This is a genomic window from Flavobacterium sp., assembly GCF_044369455.1.
Taxonomy (GTDB): Bacteria; Bacteroidota; Bacteroidia; order Flavobacteriales; family Flavobacteriaceae; genus Flavobacterium.
Window position 1 is genome coordinate 1 of the sequence record NZ_JBIPLW010000002.1, and the last position, 21,646, is coordinate 21,646.

A 21,646-nucleotide genomic window follows, 5' to 3' on the forward strand; every position below is an offset into this window, starting at 1 on the left:
TTTTTAACGCACATGCTTTCAATTACTTTGCTGTCTGCTTTTCCATCTGATTTTGAAACCTTTAGAATAGACAAACCACTTAAGAGCAGTTCGCCTCCTTTTAGAACATTTTCAAGATCGGATTGGGCTTTGCCTAAAACAGGCATTATCATTAAAACTAAAAATAAATAAAATTTCATTTTAATTTATTAAAGTTAACCTCTTAAAAATTAATATTGCCCTACTTATACTTATTAATAAAAATCAATATAAATAGAGCAATATCTAATCATATTAGAAAAATTGAAAGTATAATATAATTCCAATACTAATTGCCATTATAATTACTCCAAAAAAATAGTTGTAATTTATTTTTCGATTCTGGTAATAAAACCGTGAAAGTTTGAAAGTATAAACTATAAATAGGACTGAGAATAATAGAAGAGGTAAAAATTTCATATTTTTAGATTATTGGTTACTTGTCCATAATGCAAATGAATATTTCATAACATTTAGTGAGTTTTTCAACATTATTTTTTCTTCTTCACTGAAAGATTTTGAAGTATCAACATTGTTTATTTCATTTTTTATAAACTCTTCAATGTTAAAGTTTGTATTATTTGATAACTCGTAAAGTGCTTGCATAACAGTTAAATAATAATTGCTATATTCCGTGCTATTAGTTTTTGCTTTAACAATTTCACCCATTTTAATAATCACTTTATAATCATTTTCAATAGAAGATAATTCTGTATAATTATTAAGATTTTCAATTAACAATTCTTTAGGGAAAGCTTTTTTCAACTTATTGATATCTATGTCATACTCTTTAGAAACCATTATACATAAAGGATTATAAAATTCATCCATAAATTCTTTTGTTGATTTGTATGTTGCCTGATTAATATTAATAAATTCTTCACAGAATTTATTATGTAAATAACCACATCTTTCAAACTCACTTTTATATGAATTAACGAACTCATCTTTAGGATGATTAACAGGTATTGACGCAGATCTATTTTCCCAATGAAAAGCCCAAGTGGTAGTGCAAAGACCTCCAAGAACAGCGCCAGCTGCAGTTCCTAATGGTCCTAATGCCGATCCCGCTGAACCCCATGCCCATGCACCACCTGCATCTACACCTGCATAATACCATCCATTTTTTGGTCTACAAAAGTTGTCATCGATTTCATTGTCAGCTTTTATAAAATCTTTATTGTTGTTTGCAATTCCTGAATCTGCAAATAATATTGTGGCCATTAAGCCGAATAATAAATTTTTCATAATTTTGTAAATAATTTTAATTATTGCAGTCCAGCTTTGTGTCGTCGAAAACATTTTAAAGTTGGGCTGTTTTTTTTGGTTGGTTTGGTCGTTCAGCTATTTAATAACAAACCTCTAAAATAAACAGTAGTTTCTAATTCTCATTTTAGCGTCAGTTCGAGTTTCCGCCGCGGCGGATGTATCGAGAACATCTTACTAAGGATAATACCAACAAAAAACTAGAAAAGCATCTTTTGTATCGTGTCACTTTTGTGGTGGTCAGCCACTTTACACTACCTAATAACGAAGTTAAATTACTATTAGTTTGATTTTGATAGTGTAAAATTAAGAGGTTAAAATGACTTTTTGGTACACAAAAAGTGTACATTTTTATAAAATTTAAATTTTATAGATACCCTTGTTTTCGGGCTTCTTTAAGTATGTCTTCATCGGTGCCTTTGTCAATACCGAAAATTTGTTTGAGAATCGCTTTTCTCTTATTGATAGCACTTATAGACAGATTGAGCAAATCAGGAATGCTTTTCGTTTTTACACCTTGAGACAGCAATAACAGAATTTGACGATTATAATTATCCATCACTTTATTCTTCTCTTCCCAATTCTTTTGATGAAAGACCACCGTTGCACTATAATAAATTCCTCCTTTTAATATAGTATCAAATGCCGCAATAAATTCTTCAGATTGAAAGTCACTTTTAATCAAAAAGCCTTGCGGATTGTGTTCTTGCATTAGTTTGTAGAGTACTATGGATTCTGAATGAGATGTAAGCACTATAATTTTTGATTTAGGATGATACTTTTTTACAACCGGAATTAAATCTTCTCCTGAATGAATGTTTTTCTCTTTAAACGGTGGTAAGGTTACATCTAAAAATACAATATCAAAAGAATGATTTGCTGAAGTAATAGTATTATAGGCTGATTCGCAGCTATACGCTGTCGTTGTAATTAATTTATATCCTTGGTTATTTAAAGATAAAATTGATTTGTAACCCTCGATAATTGGTGGATGATCGTCAACCATTAATACATTTACTTCCATACTGTAGTTTTAGCAAAAGTAAATGTATTATTTTTCTTCTAAATCTCCAAATAATTTCCGGCAGCGATTCGGCTAATGATTAAATCGACGTTCTCTTTATAGGATTTTGAAAACGGAAGTTTGGTGGTCGAGTTCTTGATATAGCAAACGGTATTCCCAGTATGAATTCGGGAAACTTGGTTTACATTAATAATATAACTGTTGTGAATTCTAAGGAACTGGTGTGAAGGTAAAACCGTTTCGAAATGTTTCAGCGTTTTAAATGCAGTAATCATTTCACCATTATTTAAATGAATATCGGTTGAGTTGTTATCGGCTTCAAAATAGAGTACATCTTGTGACTCTATATAACGGTAATCTCCATACGATTTTACACAAATGATAAGCGATTGGTCTTTTTGAAATACAATAGGTTTTTCAGAAGTTGGGATAGTATTTAGTTGCACATCGTTTTCTGTTTCTAATTCTTCAACCAACGTTTCGTCCAAAACTTCAAAAGTAGCTGCAGGATTTTTGGCTTCTACATGAGGCAAGTTTGATTTTATGGCTCTGTCAAATTTCAGAATGGCTTTCCTGAAATCATTAATATCTAATGGTTTTAATAGATAATCAATGACTTCATATTTTAGAGCGTCATAAGCCAAGTCTTTTTTGCTGGAAGTAATGATGATTTTTGGAACTACAGGCAAATAGCGATACAATTCATTTATGAAGGACAAAGAAAGTTTACTTTTTTTATCCGATGGATCTATTTCTAGAAAAACAAGATGTGGCTGATGTTCAAGAATCAGATTTACGCCATCATCATAATTATTGGCGGATGCCAAATACGATAAATTACGAAAACGCTCCGCAATGGCCTGAGTTTTCTCGACATCGTCCTGACTGTCATCAATAATAATAAAAGTTTGGCTCATCTCGCTTTTCCATTGATTTAGGGAAAGCATTACCAAATTGAATAAAAGGTAGTTTTGGGGAAACTTTTTTGTGTTTTTCGTTCTGACGAAAATAGAAGATGTTATTTTAATTTATTAAAAATGTTGACAGATATGGCAATACTGTTAATATGTGCTTTTTAATTTAAGTACATACTTACAAAAAACTAACATCCTAATTTATTAATGTTAACCCGTTGGGTGTAATTATTAAAAACGTCAGTTCGAGTGTTTTTTGTGCAGAGAAACGGAACAAAAAATGTATCGAGAACCGTTTTTAATGAAATTTTTCTTGTTCTCGATACGATTTTCTATCGAAAATCACTCGAACTGACGAAAAATTATCATTAAAAACTAATTACACGGAACGGGTTAATGTTAAATAAACCTGAGTTTTTTCAAGTGCTATATTTTGCATTATATTTGAAAAAAAATATTGTAATGAAAAAAATTATTATTCTTTTGTCCTTGTTTCTTTATTCAAGTGTAGGTTTTGCTCAAGACGTACTCACAAAAAAAAACGGCGAAGATATTTTGGCTAAAGTTCTCGAAGTAAACACTACAGAAATAAAGTATAAGAAATCTGAAAATCCAAATGGCCCTACTTTTACGATTTTAAAATCGGAGGTCTTATTAATTCGCTATGAAAACGGAACTAAAGATGTTTTTAATGAACCACAAAAGGTATCGTCGCAGCCGGAATCTGTTATTGAAAACCCTATTTCCTTTAAAAAAAATGAAATAAAAGGAAATGCATTGGCCTTGATTTTAGGGAGTTTAGCGGTTACTTATGAGCGCATTTTAAATGAGGAGTCGGCTGTTGGTTTTGCACTTAATGTACCCGCTAATAATTATGTTTTTGATATTAATTATACGGCAACTGCATATTATCGTTATTATTTTGGAGAAAAACCTGCTGCCGGATTTTTTGGTGAAGCATTTGGTATGTTAAATAGTGTTGACGATTATGTTTATGATGACAATTTTAACTATGGCTACGAAAGAAAAAACTTGACCGATTTTGCTATAGGTGTAGGTCTTGGTGGAAAATGGGTAACTAAGAAAGGATTGGTTTTAGAATTGAATGCTGGTATTGGGCGCAATTTATTTAATAGCCAATTTGATCGCGATTTTACTATAATTGGAAGAGGTGGCGTTAGTATTGGTTACCGATTTTAAAATGATGTTCCTTAAAGCATTTTTTTATAATTGAAAAAAGAAATCAAGGTGTATGAAAAAGAGTATTGTTTTTATGTTGTTTTTGTTTTCAAGCATAGGTTTTGCACAAGACTTATTGACTAAAAAGAACGGCGAAGATATTTCGGCTAAAATTCTTGAAGTAGATATTACAGAAATAAAGTATAAAAAATTTGATGATTTAAACGGTCCTATTTTCACGATATTGAAATCGGAGGTTTTACTCATTCGCTATGAGAACGGGACTAAAGATATTTTTGCTGGTGATGAAAAAATCGGAAGGGATATTTTTTTAAATGACAATCCTTTTGCTCAAGGACAATCAGATGCTTTACAATATTATAAAGAATATAAAGCCGCTAGTACTGGCACGTTGATTACTAGTCTTTTTTCACCTTTTTTAGGTCTTGTTCCTGCTATAGTGACTTCTTCAACACCTCCGAAAGAAATAAATTTAGATTATCCGAACAAAACTTTTTTGGGTAATCCCGAGTATGTGAATGGGTATACTACTAAAGCTAAAAAGATTAAGCAGGATAAAGTATGGACTAATTATGCTATTGGTTCTGGCACTTGGTTAGTAGTAGCGACTTTATTAATTGTTGTTTTTACATCAGGTTTCTAAAGAAAAGCATTTGTGTTTGGTTACATCAGTTTTATAAAAAAACGGGACTAAATTTTTAGTACCCGTTTTTATTGTTAAAGAATTAAGAAACGTTACAAAGTTCGCATTAACCAATTTTTAACTGAAACTTCAGAAGTTATTATGTCGCTAAGTTCGGTAATTTTTACGCGGTCTTGTTTCATAGAGTCTCTATGGCGGATAGTTACTGTTTCATCTTCCAAAGTTTGGTGGTCAACCGTAATACAGAAAGGTGTTCCCAGTGCATCTTGTCTGCGGTAACGCCTTCCGACGGCATCTTTTTCGTCATACGCTACATTGAAATCCCATTTCAAGTCATCGATTATTTTTTGGGCTGCTTCAGGCAATCCGTCTCTTTTAATTAAAGGAAAAACGGCCGCTTTTGTTGGTGCTAAAACGGAAGGCAATCTCAAAACCGTTCTCGTTGAACCATCTTCCAAAGTTTCCTCTTGTAACGCTGTGGCAAAAACCGCTAAGAACATTCTATCCAAACCAACCGATGTTTCCACTACGTAAGGAACATAGTTCGCATTGGTTTCGGTATCAAAATATTGTAATTTTTTGCCTGAATACTGTTCGTGTGCTTTCAAATCGAAATCGGTTCTCGAGTGAATTCCTTCCAATTCTTTGAAACCAAAAGGGAAATTAAATTCAATATCGGCAGCCGCATTGGCATAATGGGCTAATTTTTCGTGGTCGTGGAAACGGTAGTTTTGTTTGCCTAAACCTAATGACAGATGCCATTTTAATCTTGTTTCTTTCCAGTAGTCGTACCATTTCATTTCTTCGCCCGGTTTTACAAAAAATTGCATCTCCATTTGCTCAAATTCGCGCATGCGGAAAATGAATTGGCGTGCTACGATTTCGTTACGAAACGCTTTTCCAGTTTGTGCAATTCCAAAAGGAATTTTCATTCTGCCTGTTTTTTGAACGTTGAGGAAATTGACAAAAATACCTTGTGCGGTTTCTGGACGCAAGTATAAATCCATGGCGGTATCGGCAGAGGCACCGAGTTTTGTGCCAAACATCAAATTAAATTGACGCACTTCGGTCCAGTTTCTGGAACCCGTTTCTGGATCTGCAATTTCTAGTTCTTCTATTAATGCTTTTACATCTTCCAAATCGCCAGCGCCCAATGAACGTCCCATTCGTTCTAGAATCTCTCTTTCTTTCGAAAGGTATTCCATCACACGTGGGTTGGTGGTTTTGTATTGTTCTTCGTCAAAAGAGTCGCCAAAACGTTCTTTTGCTTTTTCGATTTCTTTTTTGGCTTTTAGGTTTAATTTTTCGGCATAATCCTCAATTAAAACATCAGCGCGGTATCTTTTTTTAGAGTCTTTGTTGTCTATCAATGGATCGTTAAACGCATCAACGTGTCCAGAAGCTTTCCAGGTGGTGGGATGCATCAAGATTGCGGCATCGAGCCCAACAATGTTTTCGTGCATTTGCACCATGGCTTTCCACCAATATTCTCTGATGTTTTTCTTTAATTCTACTCCGTTTTGCGCATAATCATAAACAGCGCTCAACCCATCGTAAATTTCGCTTGACGGAAAAATAAATCCGTACTCTTTTGCATGCGAAACTACGTTCTTAAATAAATCTTCTTGTTTTGCCATAGTGGTGCAAAAATATAAAAAGCAATTATAAAAAAAGCGGTAATAATCAATTAGAATAGAAATATTTTATACTTTTATGTAAGAAAATTATTTTTATTATGTGGAAGCATCTGTTAAATTTATTCTTTCCTAAGTCGTGTGCCGGTTGTGAATCTTTTTTATTGAGCAATGAAAAAGTCATTTGCACCCAATGCAGGCATGAGATTCCGTTGACAAATCATCATAAAATTGAGGAGAATGAAATCTTTCAAAAATTTTATGGTAGAATTCCACTAGAATATGGTTCAGCTCTGTTTTATTTTCATAAAAAAGGCATTGTTCAAGAAATGATGCACAAACTAAAGTATAAAGGACACGAGGAAATTGGGGAAGTCATTGGGAATTGGTATAGCGAAGAATTAAAAGACGTAGAAATATTAAAAAACATCGATTACATCATTCCTGTTCCGTTACATAAAAAAAGATTAAAAGAACGTGGCTATAATCAGGTAGAAGGATTTGGAAAGACGTTATCATCAAAACTTGAAATTCCTTATGATGACCAACTTTTATACCGAAAGTTATATACTAAAACACAAACCAAAAAAGATCTTTTGGGCAGAGCCGATGTTATTTCAACCGTTTTTGATGTTGACTTTGCAGAAAATCATCACAACAAACATTTTCTGCTTATTGACGATGTGCTCACGACAGGTTCTACGCTTGAAGCTTGTAGTCGTGCTTTGCTAAAAATTCCGAACGCTAAAATTAGTATTGTCTGTATGGCGATGTCACATAACTAATTGTTAAGTTTCCCAAAAAACATTTCATTCACACTGAATATAATTGTTATTTTGTGCTTTGAAAAACAGCCGTATGTCAAAATCTATTTTCAAGTTAATGTGTTTACTAGCAATAGTCATCCTGTCAAGTTGTGCTAAGCGAGGTAACATTACTGGCGGATTAAAAGACACTATTGCACCTATTTTAAAGTCGAGTTTCCCTAAAAATGGTTCTGTAAACTTTAATGGTAAAGAAATCAAATTAGTTTTTGATGAGTATGTAAAGTTGAAAAACGTAAACAAACAGTTGATTATTTCTCCACCGATGAAAAATCAGCCTGAAATTCTGCCTTATAATGCTAGTAAAGTAATTACCATTAAACTAAAAGACACGCTTCTTCCCAACACTACGTATAGTTTTAATTTTGGACAAAGTATTGAAGATAACAACGAGGCAAATCCGTATCCGCAATTCAAATATATATTTTCAACTGGAGCGTATATCGATTCCTTGAAATTGAATGTTACAATAAAAGATGCCTTAGAAAAAAAAGTGGATAATTTTGTTTCGGTGATGTTATATGAAATTAATGAAAAGTTTAACGACTCTACTATATACAAAGAATCACCACGATATATTACCAATACTTTGGATAGTTTGAAAGTAGTTACCTTAGAAAATATCAAAGCTGGAAAATATATTTTAATTGCTTTGAAAGACAACGGGAATAATAAATTTAACCCCAAAGCAGATAAAATCGGTTTTCAAAAACAATTCATTACCATTCCGAACGATACAATTTTTGAAGTCGAGTTGTTTAAAGAAAAGCTTCCTTTTACGGCTTTTAAACCTACTCAAGCATCGGACAACAAAATGTTAATGGGTTATGAAGGCAGTCCAAAAGGAATAAAAGTTACAGTAAAAAACGGTTCTGAAATCCTTCCAAATGTGGTAACGCAATTTCCGAAAAAAGATTCGGTACACATTTGGTTTAAACCTATAAAAACAGACTCGTTACAAGTTCGAATTGAAAAGGAAACGTTCTTAAAGGATTTTACTGTTAAACTAAAAAAACAAAAGCCAGATACGCTAAGTATAAGTGCCGAGTTTAGTGGTACACTTCCGTTGCGTGAACGATTTACGTTGAATAGTTCGACTCCTTTGATACAATTTGACAAATCAAAAATAAGCATCAAAAACAAGGACTCTCTTGCTATTGATTTCACTACTGACTATGATGAATTTGAACAAAAATTCTACTTAGATTTTAAAAAGGAAGAATTACAAAAGTATAAAATTAAATTGTTTCCAGGTACGTTGACTGATTTTTTCGATAATAAAAACGATACGTTAACCTACAGTATCGGAACTAAAAACCTATCCGACTATGGTAATATGAAAGTGGTTTTAGAAAATGTAAAACGGTTTCCTTTGATTGTTCAGCTTACTGATAAAGATGGGAAAGTCAAATATACCGAATACACTGAAAAAAATACTACCATTAACTTTGACGCTATTGAACCTGCTACGTATACCTTAAGGGTTATTTATGACGACAATAAAAACAAAATATGGGATACTGGGAGTTATTTAGAAAAACGGCAATCCGAAGAGGTAATTTATTTTTCAAAAGACATTAAAATTCCCTCCAATTGGGATTGGGAACAACTATTTGATTTAGGAATTAAAAATTAGGTATTTTGGATTTCAAAATCGTCCTTATCTTTTAGAAAAGCTAATTTTTTTCTAGTTTCTAGTAGTTTTACCTTATCTAATTCTACTATAAAAACAGCATCCGCTTCTTGTGGTTCTAAAACATATTCACCCATAAAATCAATCACTTGAGTATGCCCAACATACTCATGACGGTTATGGTCTTTCCCAATGCGGTTTACTCCAATGGTATAACACATATTCTCTACCGCACGTGCCTTTAATAAAATATCCCAAGCATTCACGCGAGGTTTTGGCCAATTGGCAACATAAAGTAACACGTCATAATTCTCTACATTTCTGGAAAAAACGGGGAAACGTAAATCATAACAAATGAGTGGGCAAATTTTATAGCCTTTATATTCTAGAACCAATTTATCTTTTCCGGCAGTATAGCATTCATTTTCTCCAGCCAATGAAAACAAATGCCTTTTGTCATAGGTTTTTATTTCTCCCGTTGGAAAAACGAACACCAAACGATTGTAGTAATTTCCGTTTTCTTCTATTACTAAACTGCCTGTGATGGCGCAGTTTTTGGCTTTCGCCAGATGTTGAAGCCAAGCAATCGTTTCACCTTGCATGGTTTCTGCCACTGCTTTTGTGTTCATCGTAAAACCCGATGAAAACATTTCGGGAAGCACAATCAAATCGACGTCTTCCATAAAACCAGTAATTTTTTGTGCCAAATGGCTTCGGTTTTCTATTGGGTTTTCCCAAATTAGGGATGTTTGTATTAGGGCTATTTTCATATATGCTGAACTTGTTTCAGTATCTTTTTTTCGATACTCTTTATTACTTAATAGTTATTTCATCGATAAAAATAAAAGCATCGCCACCAAAACCTTGATGCCATTCGGGTAGTTTCCCGTAGTTGTATGCTTTGACTTTTATATATCGAGCATTTATGGGTTTTGAAGTGAAGCTGAAATCTTTAATACTGTTTTCTTCTTGCTTTGGATTGACGTCATTAGTAACTGAACCAACCAACGTAAAATTTACATTATCAATTGAAGTGTAATATTCCACTTTTGTTGGCATAAAAATCCAGGAACGTTGGTCTTGCAAATAATTAGAATGGAATTCAGAAATAGTTTTTGTTTCCTGCAAATCGACAATCGCTTCAAAATCCTGACTTTGATACCCTTGCCAATCGCCTTTTCGCCAGTTTTCAGTACCAAAAATCCCATCAATCAAACCTTCTTTTCCACCAGCGTGATATTGCGGATTATAGGTTGATTTGATATCGATGGTGAAATTGTTTGGTTTTTTGAAGAAGTTTGCGGAGATGGTTTGACTTTGCTCAGTACTGTTTTTAATATAAGCTTGTATCATGGAAGAAGCTTCAATATAAAATGGTTTTGTATAAGGAATATAAGTGCTCTTTATGGTGGAATAATCTGTATCATTTTCAAAAACGATATAGAAAATGGCATCGCCTGGATTTTGAGAAGTAATTTCTATCATCATTTTATCTTTAAAGGATTTGCTTTCTGATTGAATTACTGGAACTGGCACAATATTTTTTATATTCGATTCTAAGATTCCAACTACTGCAACTGTTTCATCGTCTGAATCTTCATCAAAATAAACCAAATCTATTGCTTCTGATTTTTTTAAAATAATTTTGGATTGTTTGCTTTCAAAATTTACCTTTATTTTATCATAAAATGGAATCGTTGTACTCCAGCCGATTTCACCTGGAGTAACTTGATAAATTCCCATCGAACTCAACACATACCATGCGCTCATTTGTCCGCAATCTTCGTTGCCTATTAATCCGTCGGGTGTGTTTTTGTAGAAATTATTTAAAATATAATGCACTTTTTCGGTTGTTTTTTCGGGTTTTCCAATGTAGTTGTACAAATACGCCATGTGATGACTGGGTTCATTTCCATGCGCATATTGACCAATTAATCCGGTAACATCTACTTGTTCTCTTCCTGTAGTTTTGCTTTCGGAGTTGAACATTTCATCTAGTTTGGCTTCAAATTTATCGTTTCCGCCATACGCAGCAATCATTCCAGTAATATCTTGTGGCACAAAAAAGGAATATTGCCACGAATTCCCTTCGGTAAAATTATTATTGATTTCGCGTGGGTCGAATGGTTTATCCCAACCGCCATTTTTCTTTGGTCGCATAAAACCGGTATTCCAGTCAAAGACATTTTTCCAACTTTGAGAACGTTGCATGAAATAATCGTACTCTTCTTTTTTGTTTAAAATTTGAGCCATTTGCGCAATACACCAATCGTCGTAAGCATATTCTAAGGTTTTGGAAACGCTCTCGTGTTCGTCATCCATAGAAATAAAACCCTGTCTTTTGTAGGCATGTAAACCTAAATGGTCTAGCATAGCAGAATGTTTGGCCGCTTCAAATGCTTTCTCATAATCAAACCCGGTAATGCCTTTTGCCATAGCATCTGCCATCACCGAAACCGAATGATACCCAATCATGCAATCGGTCTCGTTAGAAGCCAATTCCCAAACGGGCAATCGACCGCCTTGTTCGTATTGTTTTAAAAACGTATTGATAAAATCGGCGGTGCGTTTCTTTTCAATCAAAGTATATAAAGGATGCGCTGCTCTAAACGTATCCCAAAGTGAGAAAACAGAATAATAATCAAAACCTTCAGCTTGGTGAATTTTATTGTCGCGACCGCGGTATTTTCCATCAATGTCTTGAGCAATATTGGGCTGCACCATGGTGTGGTATAAAGCAGTGTAGAAAATAACTAACTTAGCTTCGCTCTGTTCGGCTTCGCCTCGAGTTTCTTTATTGGTTTCAGTAATTTGAATTTTAGAAAGTTGGTTATCCCAAAGTTGTTCTGCTTGTTTTTTTACTTTATTAAAATCCCAGTGTTTGATTTCGGAACTGTTTAATTTTGCGCCTTCAAAACCTGTTGGCGAAAGAGATACTTTAACTAAAATCTTTTCTCCTTTTTTGACTTTACCTTTTTTTGGATAAATAATAAATCCATCTTGCATAGAATTATTGTAAAAATCAAAAATCATTGGTTGATTAAATTCAATTCTAGCCCAAACTTGTTGATTTTTTGCCCAAGCTTCACTTTGTCGATATATTTCAATTGTTGTTTCGTTTATGATTCGATAGTCTTTGTTTAACAACTTATCACGATGATTCAAATCTAACATGATATGAGGATAACCTTCTTCTTGAAACGTATATTCATGAAAACCCACACGAGTAGAAGTTGTTAATCGAACATCAATATTAAATTTATCTAAATGAACAGCATAAAATCCTGCAGTGGCTATTTCATTTTCATGTTTAAAACTGGAAGAATAAATCTTGGAATCAAGAGTAGTAACACCCATGGTTGGCATCAGCATGATATCGCCGTAATCGGAACAACCTGTCCCGTTTAAATGCGTGTGTGAAAAACCGTAAATTACGTTATCCGAATAATGATAGCCCGAACATCCGTCCCAACTTCCATCAATACGAGTGTCGGGAGACAATTGCGCCATTCCAAAAGGCACTGTTGCTCCAGGATACGTGTGGCCATGACCGCCAGTTCCAATAAAAGGGTTGACATATTGATGGAAGTTTTGGCTTAAAGCTAAAATAGAGAAGAAAAGAAATAGAAATGAAAGTGACTTTTTCATTGAGTCGTTTTGTTTATTTCAAAGATATAAAATGCATTTAATAAAAACATATTTCAACATAAACAGGCAAATGATCGGAAGGGTATTTTAAATCTTTTGAATCGCTAAAAACAGCATATTTATTAACTTTTAGATTTTTTTCTTTGGACAAAAAGATGTAGTCGATTCGTTTATTCACCGCTTCATTGTGTTTAAATCCATTAAAAGTTCCGGATGGGCCAAAAGGTTTCTCTTCAGAAACCTCTTGACTGTCAATCATTAATTTCCTTAAATTGATAATTCGTTCTTCTGTAGGTTCTGAATTGAAATCACCTAATAAAACGACAGGATAATTTTTGGTGTTGAGCATTTTGATTTTTAAGAGAATTACTTCTATTCCTTTGGTTCTGGCTATTTCGCCTTGATGATCTAAATGAGTGTTGAAAACCCAGAAGGATTGCTTTGTTTTTTTTTCTTTTAATAGGACGTAAGTACAAATCCTATTGAGTGCTGCATCCCAACCTTTTGAAATAATTTCGGGAGTTTCAGATAACCAAAAGGTTTTTTCTGTCAGTAATTCAAATCGTTCTTTATTGAAAAAGATATTGGACGATTCTCCTTTTCCGTTGCCATCTCTAGCAATGCCAACAAAAGCATACTTAGGTAATGCATTCGAAATATCAGTAACTTGATTGGCCAAAGCTTCTTGAATTCCGAAAATATCAGGTTCATAAAAAGCCAATTGTGCACAAAGAAATTCTTTTCGATTTATCCATGCATTTTCGCCATCATTGGGATTGTCAAATCGAATATTATAGGTTATTAGTTTTAAATTTTGCCCCCTAATATTTGCGCAAAAGACTGTAATTGCAACTAATGAAAAGAGAAAATCTTTCATATCAACTGAAATCTATGGATTATTTATGTAAATGTAATTCTTTTGAATTTATTGTATAAAAAAACGTCCCGACGTTTCGAGACGTTTTAATGTATTTTCTAAAAAAATGGATTATCCTTTTAAACTAGCCGATAAATATTCTCTATTCATACGTGCAATATTTTCTAAAGAAATTCCTTTTGGACATTCAACTTCACAAGCGCCGGTATTGGTGCAGTTTCCGAATCCTTCCTCGTCCATTTGCCGTACCATATTTAATACACGTTCAGTAGCTTCTACTTTTCCTTGTGGTAATAAGGCGTATTGAGACACTTTTGCGCCAACAAACAACATAGCAGAACCATTTTTACAACTGGCAACACACGCACCACAACCTATACAGGCAGCAGCCATAAAGGCTTTATCAGCATCCTCTTTTGGTATTGGAGTAGCATTAGCATCGATGGTTCTTCCTGAAGTATTTACAGAAACAAAACCTCCAGCTTGCTGAATTCTATCAAAAGCGGAACGATCTACTACTAAATCTTTTACCACCGGAAAAGCTTTACTTCGCCATGGCTCAATGAATATAGTATCACCATCATTAAATTTACGCATGTGCAATTGACAAGTGGTTGTTCCTGTTTCTGGGCCATGTGCTCTTCCGTTTATGTACAAAGAACACATTCCGCAAATTCCTTCACGACAATCATGGTCGAAAGCAACTGGGGATATTTTATCATTGATTAATTGCTCATTTAATTGGTCTAACATTTCCAAAAATGAACTCGCAGTAGAAACATTATTTAAATGATACGTTTCTATGTTTCCTTTAGCTTTAGCATTTTTTTGACGCCAAATTTTAAGGGTTATATTGATGTTTTTTGCTGAAGACATAATCTAATTATTTATAGTTTCTAGCTGCAATTTTAATAAACTCGTATTTCAATTCCTCTTTGTGAAGTACTTCTTGTTGGATATCATAGCCCATGTATTCCCATGCACTAACAAAAGAAAAATTCTCATCATCGCGAAGTGTTTCTCCTTCAGAATCTTGATATTCTTCACGGAAGTGTCCGCCACAAGATTCATTACGTTGCAAAGCATCCTTTGCCATTAAGTGACCTAAATCGATAAAGTCGGCAACACGAAGTGCTTTTTCAAGTTCTGGATTCAATTCATCTGAACTTCCTGGAACGTATACGTCTTTATAGAATTCTTCTTTTAATGCTGCTATTTCTACAATAGCTTCTTTCAAGCCCTTTTCATTTCTTCCCATCCCCACTTTATTCCACATAATTAAACCCAAACGTTTGTGGAAATGGTCAACTGTTTTTGAACCGTTGTTGTTTAAGAATGTATCAATTGTTGTTTTAACATTATTTTCTGCTTCCGCAAATTCGGGTGTATCAGTTGAAATTTTTCCTGTTCTGATTTCGTCTGCTAAATAATTAGAAACGGTATAAGGCAATACAAAATAACCATCGGCTAAACCTTGCATTAACGCAGATGCACCCAATCTATTGGCGCCATGATCAGAAAAATTAGCTTCTCCAGCTACAAAACAACCCGGAATAGTGGATTGTAAATTATAATCTACCCAAACACCACCCATGGTGTAATGTACAGCAGGATAAATTTTCATTGGCGTTTCATATGGATTCTCGTCAGTAATTTTTTCATACATCGCAAAAAGGTTTCCATATTTTTCTTCCAACCATTGTTTTCCTAATTTCGTTATTTCTTCCTGACTTGGATTATGATTTCCTTTGGCATAAGCCGACTGTCTTCCTTTTGTTTGTATTTCAGAGGAAAAGTCCAAATAAACCCCTTCATTGGTGTCATTGGCTTCAATACCATGGCCAGCATCACATACTTCTTTTGCAGCTCTCGAAGAAATATCTCGAGGAGCAAGATTTCCATAAGAAGGATATTTTCGTTCTAAGTAATAATCTCTATCTTCTTCTTTTAAGTCAGTAGGTTTTAATTTTCCAGCACGAATAGCTTCTGCATCTTCTTTTTTCTTTGGCACCCAAATACGTCCAGAATTACGAAGCGATTCTGACATCAATGTCAATTTAGCTTGGTTGGTGCCATGAACAGGAATGCACGTTGGATGAATTTGAACAAAACAAGGATTAGCAAACAAAGCGCCTCTTTTGTGAACTTTCCAACCTGCCGTTACATTACTTCCCATAGCATTGGTAGAAAGGAAATATACGTTTCCGTAACCACCAGAAGCTATAACCACGGCATGAGCCGAATGTCTTTCTAATTCTCCAGTAACTAAGTTACGAGCAATAATTCCTCGCGCTTTCCCATCAACTTTTACCAAATCTAGCATTTCGTGACGGTTAAACATTTGAACTCTACCCAAACCTATTTGTCTTGATAAAGCAGAATAGGCGCCCAATAATAACTGTTGTCCTGTTTGTCCTGCAGCATAAAAAGTACGTTGAACTTGAGTTCCACCAAACGAACGGTTGTCTAATAATCCACCATAATCTCTTGCAAAAGGAACGCCTTGTGCCACACATTGGTCAATAATATTAGAAGATACTTCAGCTAAACGATGCACATTTGCTTCACGCGCTCTATAATCGCCCCCTTTGATCGTGTCGTAAAATAATCTATAAGTACTATCGCCATCGTTTTGATAATTTTTTGCCGCATTAATTCCACCTTGAGCCGCAATAGAGTGCGCTCTTCTTGGTGAATCTTGAAAACAAAATGCTTTAACATTATAACCCATTTCGCCAAGAGAAGCTGCAGCAGAAGCGCCAGCTAATCCAGTTCCAACAACAATAATGTCTATTTTTGGTCTATTGTTTGGAGCAACTAATTTTAAATGATCTTTATAATCTGTCCATTTTTTTGAAATAGGACCTTCTGGTATTTTAGAATCTAGTTTCATCTGTTTTTTATATTGTTTTTTAAAGGTCAGATGTAACGCTTAACAGCGTTTCATTTATAAAGTGAAATTAATGATTAAAATGATGAAACAATGCTATAAAAATAAATCCGAAAGGGACTATTATTGCAAATGCGTATCCTAATTTATGAAGAGCTTTCGAAAACTTGTTGTTAAACCCAACAGATTGAAAGGAAGAATTAAAGCCATGCCACAAGTGTAAGGACAACAATAAAAAAGAAATACAGTAAATCCCAGTTCTTATTGGACTTTCAAATTTGTGTACTAATTCCTCATAATATCTTGTTGGCTCTTCAGGGTTTGATTCAACATATTTATAAACCATTTCAGGAAACCAAAAATCATAAAAATGAAGTCCAAGAAAGGCCAAAACCACTGCACCTGAAATAATCATGTTTCTAGATGCCCACGAAGCATTTGCTGCACCATTGTTTTTGGCATAAGGTATTGGTCGCGCCGCTCTATTTTTAAAATCCAAAACAAAACCCATTACAAAATGAAAAATAACTCCTGCTACCAAAATAGGCTGCATCACAAACTGAATCAAAGGATTGTATCCCATAAAGTGAGAACAAGCATTAAAAGTTTCTTCACTAAATACAGAGGTTAAATTCATACCAAAGTGAAGCGCTAAGAACGAAATTAAGAATAGTCCAGAAAGAGCCATGGCGACTTTTTTAGCAATGGACGAACTCAAAACAGAAGATTTTGCCATAAGATTGTATATTTTATTTAAAAAATCACACAAAAATACAGCTATTTGCTATCAACTACAACCTTTTTCTTGTAATTTATAATGAATTTAAAATGGGTTTAACAGTTGTTGATTTTTAAAAGTTTAAAACGACTTTTTGAGGAATAATCGTTAAACAAATCTACTTTACATAAGTAGGAAGCAAACCACGTAATCCCATGTCAACAACATTTTCACCAATTGATGGTTCGTATTTGCCATCAGCTGTAATTTCTTGCCATTCAAAACTGTTGTTTATAGAAAGTGAAAGCGTGACCACAACATCTTTGGTTTCGTTACCATTAATTACTAAATTACTAGCAAACTTTCCTGTAACAACACATGAATTTAAGTTTCGTGGAATTGGAGAAGTTGCTTCGATTGGGTTTGGAACCGTAGTTGTTCCTGCTGGTGCTTGTCCTGATGTTGAATAAGGGTTGTCGTTTAAGGCAAAAGCCCAATATCCTTGTGCTCTATTTTCATTAACAGGAAAAATGGCATTCCCAATAGTAAAAGTTTTTATATAGGTATTAAACCCAACAAAACTCGCTAAGGTTCCGGCATAATCCACTCCTGCATTACGGACATTGATTTGATAGTTCTGATAGGACAAGGAAACGCGCATCCATTCATAACTTCCTGCAGTTATTTGGCTTAAAGGAATTTTAATAAAAGTTTCTCCTTGAGAAACAACTTTTGATTTACTAAAATCAATGGCATTAGCTCCTCCTAAATTTGTTTCTGGCGCATGGTATAAAATAGCTCCAGCTCCAAGCTGTGTGTTGGCATTTGGAGCCATTTCAAGATAATGAGCAGAAATAGCATTAAAAATTGGAGATTGAGCTGCATTGCCTGGTGCTATCGTTGATGGTTGTCCTAAATTATTAAGCCTGGCTTGACTAGGGTCAAATTGAAACTTAACAATAAGCATGGGTTCATCCGCTTTGTCTTCACTACAAGAGAAAAAAGGAATTGCTATTGCTAGTAATAACAGTAAAATAAAATAACGCTTCTTCATTAGATTTTGATTATATTTCGTTGCGTTCCATCCAATTTGGATACGCCTCCGATGAATTGACTTTTGTTTAGACGTTGTTAATGTGTTTTTGTTACGTCTTCATCTATAACGAGAATATAGTCTGCTTTATTATAATCATCTGTTGATATTTTTTTTAATTCTTTTTGCTCGATGGTGGCAATCGTTATTATTTCTAGGCTAGGTGCTGTCTTTTTTAGATACCAATAGATACCTTCAAAGTTATCCGAATGATAGGTTCCGTTGTAATGAATGAAGATTGAGTTGTCTTTTCGATTTTTTAGAATAAAATAGGCCATTGTCGCATCTTTTACGGCCTGTGCCTTGGGCATGTTGGGGCTTGTATGATCTCCCATCATTTTCATCATGTTGACATAACCAGGCAATTCAGCGTCATATGCAATTGGCAAAGGAGCTATCCATGACTTCTCTTCTGAAGTTAAATTTTCCAAGCCTTCAAATCCTTTTTTGAAAACAATTGAAGCAAATTTTCTTGGAATATTAGTAGCAATAAATGGTATTTTTCTTTCCTTAGCAAAATCAACTAATGGTTTGTAATCGGTTTTATAATTGAGCCAAAGTCTCGCAGTGGAGTCCAACTGTTTTTGATTGATTTCACCTTTTAAATATTGATCTAATTGTGCCTGATTATCAGTCTCTATCATTTCAGCACCAAGAATTAGTGCTTTTTTCTCTGCTAAATCTTTGGTTAATTCTAATTCTAACCAATGTGAAATAGCATTATTATGATATTCCCCAAACAAAACTATTTGAGCTTTTTCGGTAGCTTTGAGGAGTTTATCATAGTTTACTTTCTTACCGTTTTTATCAAAAAGTTGGTACGCTTTCTTTTCTTGAGAAAAGCCAATTAAATATGTGAATAGAAAAATAACAACAAAAATTAATCGTTTCATAGCAGTTCTTTTTAATTCCAATGTTTTAACTTTGGAACATACAATATTAATAATTTCATAATGAAATACCATCAAATAGACCGTCAATTGTTCATTAAAAACAGAGCTAAATTCGTTGCTCAAATGAAACCAAACAGTGTTGCTATTTTTAATTCTAATGATATTTATCCAGTTTCTGCCGATAGTTCTTTGCCTTTCGCGCAACATCGTGATATCTTTTATTTATCGGGTGTTGACCAAGAAGAAAGTATTTTGTTACTGTTTCCCGATGCGCCATACGAACATTTAAAAGAGATTTTATTTCTAAAAGAAACCAACGAACATATTGCCATTTGGGAAGGTGAGAAGTTGACAAAAGACCGTGCTTTTGAAGTTTCGGGCATCAAATCGGTGATTTGGTTGCAAGATTTTCACAAAACGTTGAAAGAAATTATGGCCTATGCCGAAACGATATACATTAATACTAATGAACATTATCGTGCAGTGATTGAAACCGAAACCCGTGAAGCCCGATTTGTAAAATGGTGGAAAGAAAATTATCCGGCACATAAAGTAGAAAAAGCCAATCCTATCTTGCAACGACTACGTTCTGTAAAGGAAAGTGAAGAATTGGACTTGATTCAGGAAGCGTGTACCATTACCGAAAAAGGATTTCGAAGGGTATTGAATTTTGTCAAACCAAACGTCATGGAATATGAAATTGAAGCCGAGTTTGCTCACGAGTTTCTTCGCAATCGTTCCAAAGGTTTTGCCTACACCCCAATTATTGCTTCGGGAAATAATGCTAATGTATTGCACTATATCGAAAACAACCAACAATGCAAAGCAGGCGATTTGATTTTATTAGATGTTGGTGCGGAGTATGCCAATTATTCGAGTGATATGACGCGTATGGTTCCTGTTTCAGGAAAATTTACAGAAAGACAAAAAGAAGTGTACAACGCCGTTTTGCGTGTAAAAAACGAAGCAACTAAAATGCTCACTGTAGGCAATCTTTGGAAACAATACCATGTTGAAGTTGGTAAAGTAATGACTTCAGAATTGCTTGGTTTGGGTCTAATTGACAAAGCCGATGTGCAAAACGAAAATCCGGATTGGCCAGCGTATAAAAAATATTTCATGCACGGAACATCACACCATATCGGATTAGACACGCATGATTACGGTTTATTACATCAGCCAATGCAAGCTAATATGGTATTTACCGTTGAACCGGGAATCTATATTCCGGCGGAAGGTTTTGGAATCCGAATTGAAGATGATGTGGTGATTCAGTCAACAGGCGAACCGTTCAACTTAATGCGCAATATTCCGATTGAAGCGGATGAGATAGAATCGATAATGAACTCATAGATATATTATAAATTTTGAATTTTCAATTATAAATGACGGCTCACTGAAATGGGTCGTTTTATTTTTAACATTAAGAAGTTAAGAAAAGTTAAGAGTTTCATTAAGCTTAATTTTTCTTAATAAAATACCTTAACTTCTTAATGGTAAATTCTATTTTTGTATTTATGAAAACCATCACCTATAAAAACACCAAAATCTCTTTTACCGACCAAGGTAAAGGCACGGCTGTGGTTTTATTGCACGGTTTTTTAGAAAACAAATCCATGTGGGATAACTATATTATGGTTTTGACTAAAAACAATCGTGTAATTACCATTGATTTACTAGGTCATGGCGAAACCGAATGTCTTGGTTATGTTCACGCTATGGAAGACCAAGCTGATATGGTTTATGCGCTGTTGTTGTTTTTAAAATTAAGGAAAGTGGTTCTGGTTGGCCATTCTATGGGCGGATATATTGCGTTGGCTTTCGCCGAATTATTTCCCGATTATGTCAAAGGTTTGTTCCTTTTAAATTCTACTTCACGCGCCGATAGCGAAGAAAAAAAAATTAATAGAGACCGAGCCATTGTTGCCGTAAAACAAAATTATGGTGCTTTTGTTAGCATGAGTATTGCTAATCTTTTTAGTGAAGACAATCGCGAACGTCTCGTAGATGCAATTGAAAAAGTAAAAAAACAAGCGCTCAAAACACCTTTACAAGGAATTGTGGCCGCACTCGAAGGCATGAAAATCAGAAAAGACAGAGAAGTGATTTTGCATTTTGCACCTTATCCAATTCAGGTGGTTTTAGGGGAAAAAGATGGTGTTTTGATTTACGATGACACTATAGATCAGATTGAAGGAACTAAAGTGGAACTTACCACTTTTCCTGATGGACATATGTCTCACATTGAAAATGAAGCTGAATTGAAAAAAGTAATGTCGGATTTTTTAAAAAGGGTTTAACCACTAAGAACACTAAGGAGGCACAAAGAGCACAAAGCCCTGTTTTGCTTAGTGTGCTTCGTGTAAAATCT

General features: G+C 34.3%; 18 protein-coding genes. 6 read left to right on the plus strand and 12 right to left on the minus strand.

All coding sequences use genetic code 11. The features are described from left to right. Window positions 1–447: 447 nt before the first annotated feature. The 3 genes from ACIQ2L_RS02135 to ACIQ2L_RS02145 form a co-directional block, all read right to left on the minus strand. Window positions 448–1,266 (minus strand): hypothetical protein, encoded by an 819-nt coding sequence (locus ACIQ2L_RS02135; RefSeq protein ID WP_396155978.1) that lies wholly within the window; start codon window positions 1,264–1,266, stop codon window positions 448–450. Window positions 1,267–1,651: 385 nt separating this feature from the next. After that, entirely contained in the window at window positions 1,652–2,308 is a 657-nt protein-coding gene (locus ACIQ2L_RS02140) for a response regulator (protein WP_396155980.1), read from the minus strand. A 38-nt stretch (window positions 2,309–2,346) separates the two neighbouring features. Then, the gene (locus tag ACIQ2L_RS02145) at window positions 2,347–3,225 is read right to left on the minus strand and encodes a LytR/AlgR family response regulator transcription factor (RefSeq protein ID WP_396155982.1); all 879 of its coding nucleotides are present in this window, start codon (window positions 3,223–3,225) and stop codon (window positions 2,347–2,349) included. A gap of 459 nt (window positions 3,226–3,684) precedes the next feature. On the opposite strand from ACIQ2L_RS02145, the gene ACIQ2L_RS02150 reads away from it, so the two are divergent. Together ACIQ2L_RS02150 and ACIQ2L_RS02155 are read left to right on the plus strand one after the other, a co-directional pair. After that, on the plus strand, window positions 3,685–4,422 hold the full coding sequence (locus tag ACIQ2L_RS02150; protein ID WP_396155984.1) for a DUF3575 domain-containing protein: 738 nt from the start codon (window positions 3,685–3,687) through the stop codon (window positions 4,420–4,422). A 52-nt stretch (window positions 4,423–4,474) separates the two neighbouring features. Beyond that, window positions 4,475–5,065, plus strand: a complete 591-nt coding sequence (locus ACIQ2L_RS02155) for a hypothetical protein (RefSeq protein WP_396155986.1) — start codon at window positions 4,475–4,477, stop codon at window positions 5,063–5,065. 92 nt (window positions 5,066–5,157) lie between these two features. Here ACIQ2L_RS02155 and ACIQ2L_RS02160 read toward each other — a convergent pair whose 3' ends face one another. After that, window positions 5,158–6,702 carry a glycine--tRNA ligase gene (locus ACIQ2L_RS02160; protein ID WP_396155988.1) on the minus strand — a complete coding sequence of 515 codons (1,545 nt, stop codon included), beginning with the start codon at window positions 6,700–6,702 and terminating at the stop codon, window positions 5,158–5,160. A gap of 98 nt (window positions 6,703–6,800) precedes the next feature. Here ACIQ2L_RS02160 and ACIQ2L_RS02165 point away from each other — a divergent pair, with 98 nt between their 5' ends. Together ACIQ2L_RS02165 and ACIQ2L_RS02170 are read left to right on the plus strand one after the other, a co-directional pair. After that, entirely contained in the window at window positions 6,801–7,484 is a 684-nt protein-coding gene (locus ACIQ2L_RS02165; protein ID WP_396155990.1) for a ComF family protein, read from the plus strand. A 73-nt stretch (window positions 7,485–7,557) separates the two neighbouring features. Then, a complete protein-coding gene (locus ACIQ2L_RS02170; RefSeq protein ID WP_396155992.1) occupies window positions 7,558–9,159 on the plus strand; it encodes an Ig-like domain-containing protein in 1,602 nt (533 codons plus the stop codon). Here the strand turns inward: ACIQ2L_RS02170 and ACIQ2L_RS02175 are convergent. The 8 genes from ACIQ2L_RS02175 to ACIQ2L_RS02210 all read right to left on the minus strand — a co-directional run bounded on the left by ACIQ2L_RS02175 (window position 9,156) and on the right by ACIQ2L_RS02210 (window position 19,275). After that, window positions 9,156–9,926: an amidohydrolase gene (locus ACIQ2L_RS02175; protein ID WP_396155994.1), complete on the minus strand. Its 771-nt coding sequence runs from the start codon at window positions 9,924–9,926 to the stop codon at window positions 9,156–9,158. The two genes, ACIQ2L_RS02170 and ACIQ2L_RS02175, sit on opposite strands and share 4 nt — an antisense overlap. Before the next feature lie 43 nt (window positions 9,927–9,969). Next, on the minus strand, window positions 9,970–12,804 hold the full coding sequence (locus ACIQ2L_RS02180; RefSeq protein WP_396155996.1) for a GH92 family glycosyl hydrolase: 2,835 nt from the start codon (window positions 12,802–12,804) through the stop codon (window positions 9,970–9,972). Window positions 12,805–12,841: 37 nt separating this feature from the next. Continuing rightward, entirely contained in the window at window positions 12,842–13,681 is an 840-nt protein-coding gene (locus ACIQ2L_RS02185) for an endonuclease/exonuclease/phosphatase family protein (protein ID WP_396155998.1), read from the minus strand. A 111-nt stretch (window positions 13,682–13,792) separates the two neighbouring features. Next, window positions 13,793–14,557, minus strand: coding sequence for a succinate dehydrogenase/fumarate reductase iron-sulfur subunit (locus tag ACIQ2L_RS02190; protein ID WP_396156000.1), 765 nt, complete (start codon window positions 14,555–14,557; stop codon window positions 13,793–13,795). A 7-nt stretch (window positions 14,558–14,564) separates the two neighbouring features. Further along, the gene (locus tag ACIQ2L_RS02195; protein WP_396156002.1) at window positions 14,565–16,574 is read right to left on the minus strand and encodes a fumarate reductase/succinate dehydrogenase flavoprotein subunit; all 2,010 of its coding nucleotides are present in this window, start codon (window positions 16,572–16,574) and stop codon (window positions 14,565–14,567) included. A 67-nt stretch (window positions 16,575–16,641) separates the two neighbouring features. Continuing rightward, the gene (locus ACIQ2L_RS02200; RefSeq protein ID WP_396156004.1) at window positions 16,642–17,307 is read right to left on the minus strand and encodes a succinate dehydrogenase cytochrome b subunit; all 666 of its coding nucleotides are present in this window, start codon (window positions 17,305–17,307) and stop codon (window positions 16,642–16,644) included. Window positions 17,308–17,467: 160 nt separating this feature from the next. Beyond that, entirely contained in the window at window positions 17,468–18,343 is an 876-nt protein-coding gene (locus ACIQ2L_RS02205) for a hypothetical protein (protein ID WP_396156006.1), read from the minus strand. A 77-nt stretch (window positions 18,344–18,420) separates the two neighbouring features. Beyond that, window positions 18,421–19,275, minus strand: a complete 855-nt coding sequence (locus tag ACIQ2L_RS02210; protein ID WP_396156008.1) for a ChaN family lipoprotein — start codon at window positions 19,273–19,275, stop codon at window positions 18,421–18,423. 60 nt (window positions 19,276–19,335) lie between these two features. On the opposite strand from ACIQ2L_RS02210, the gene ACIQ2L_RS02215 reads away from it, so the two are divergent. Together ACIQ2L_RS02215 and ACIQ2L_RS02220 are read left to right on the plus strand one after the other, a co-directional pair. Next, the gene (locus ACIQ2L_RS02215) at window positions 19,336–20,628 is read left to right on the plus strand and encodes an aminopeptidase P family protein (protein WP_396156010.1); all 1,293 of its coding nucleotides are present in this window, start codon (window positions 19,336–19,338) and stop codon (window positions 20,626–20,628) included. 164 nt (window positions 20,629–20,792) lie between these two features. Beyond that, window positions 20,793–21,575 carry an alpha/beta fold hydrolase gene (locus ACIQ2L_RS02220; protein WP_396156012.1) on the plus strand — a complete coding sequence of 261 codons (783 nt, stop codon included), beginning with the start codon at window positions 20,793–20,795 and terminating at the stop codon, window positions 21,573–21,575. Window positions 21,576–21,646 lie beyond the last annotated feature (71 nt).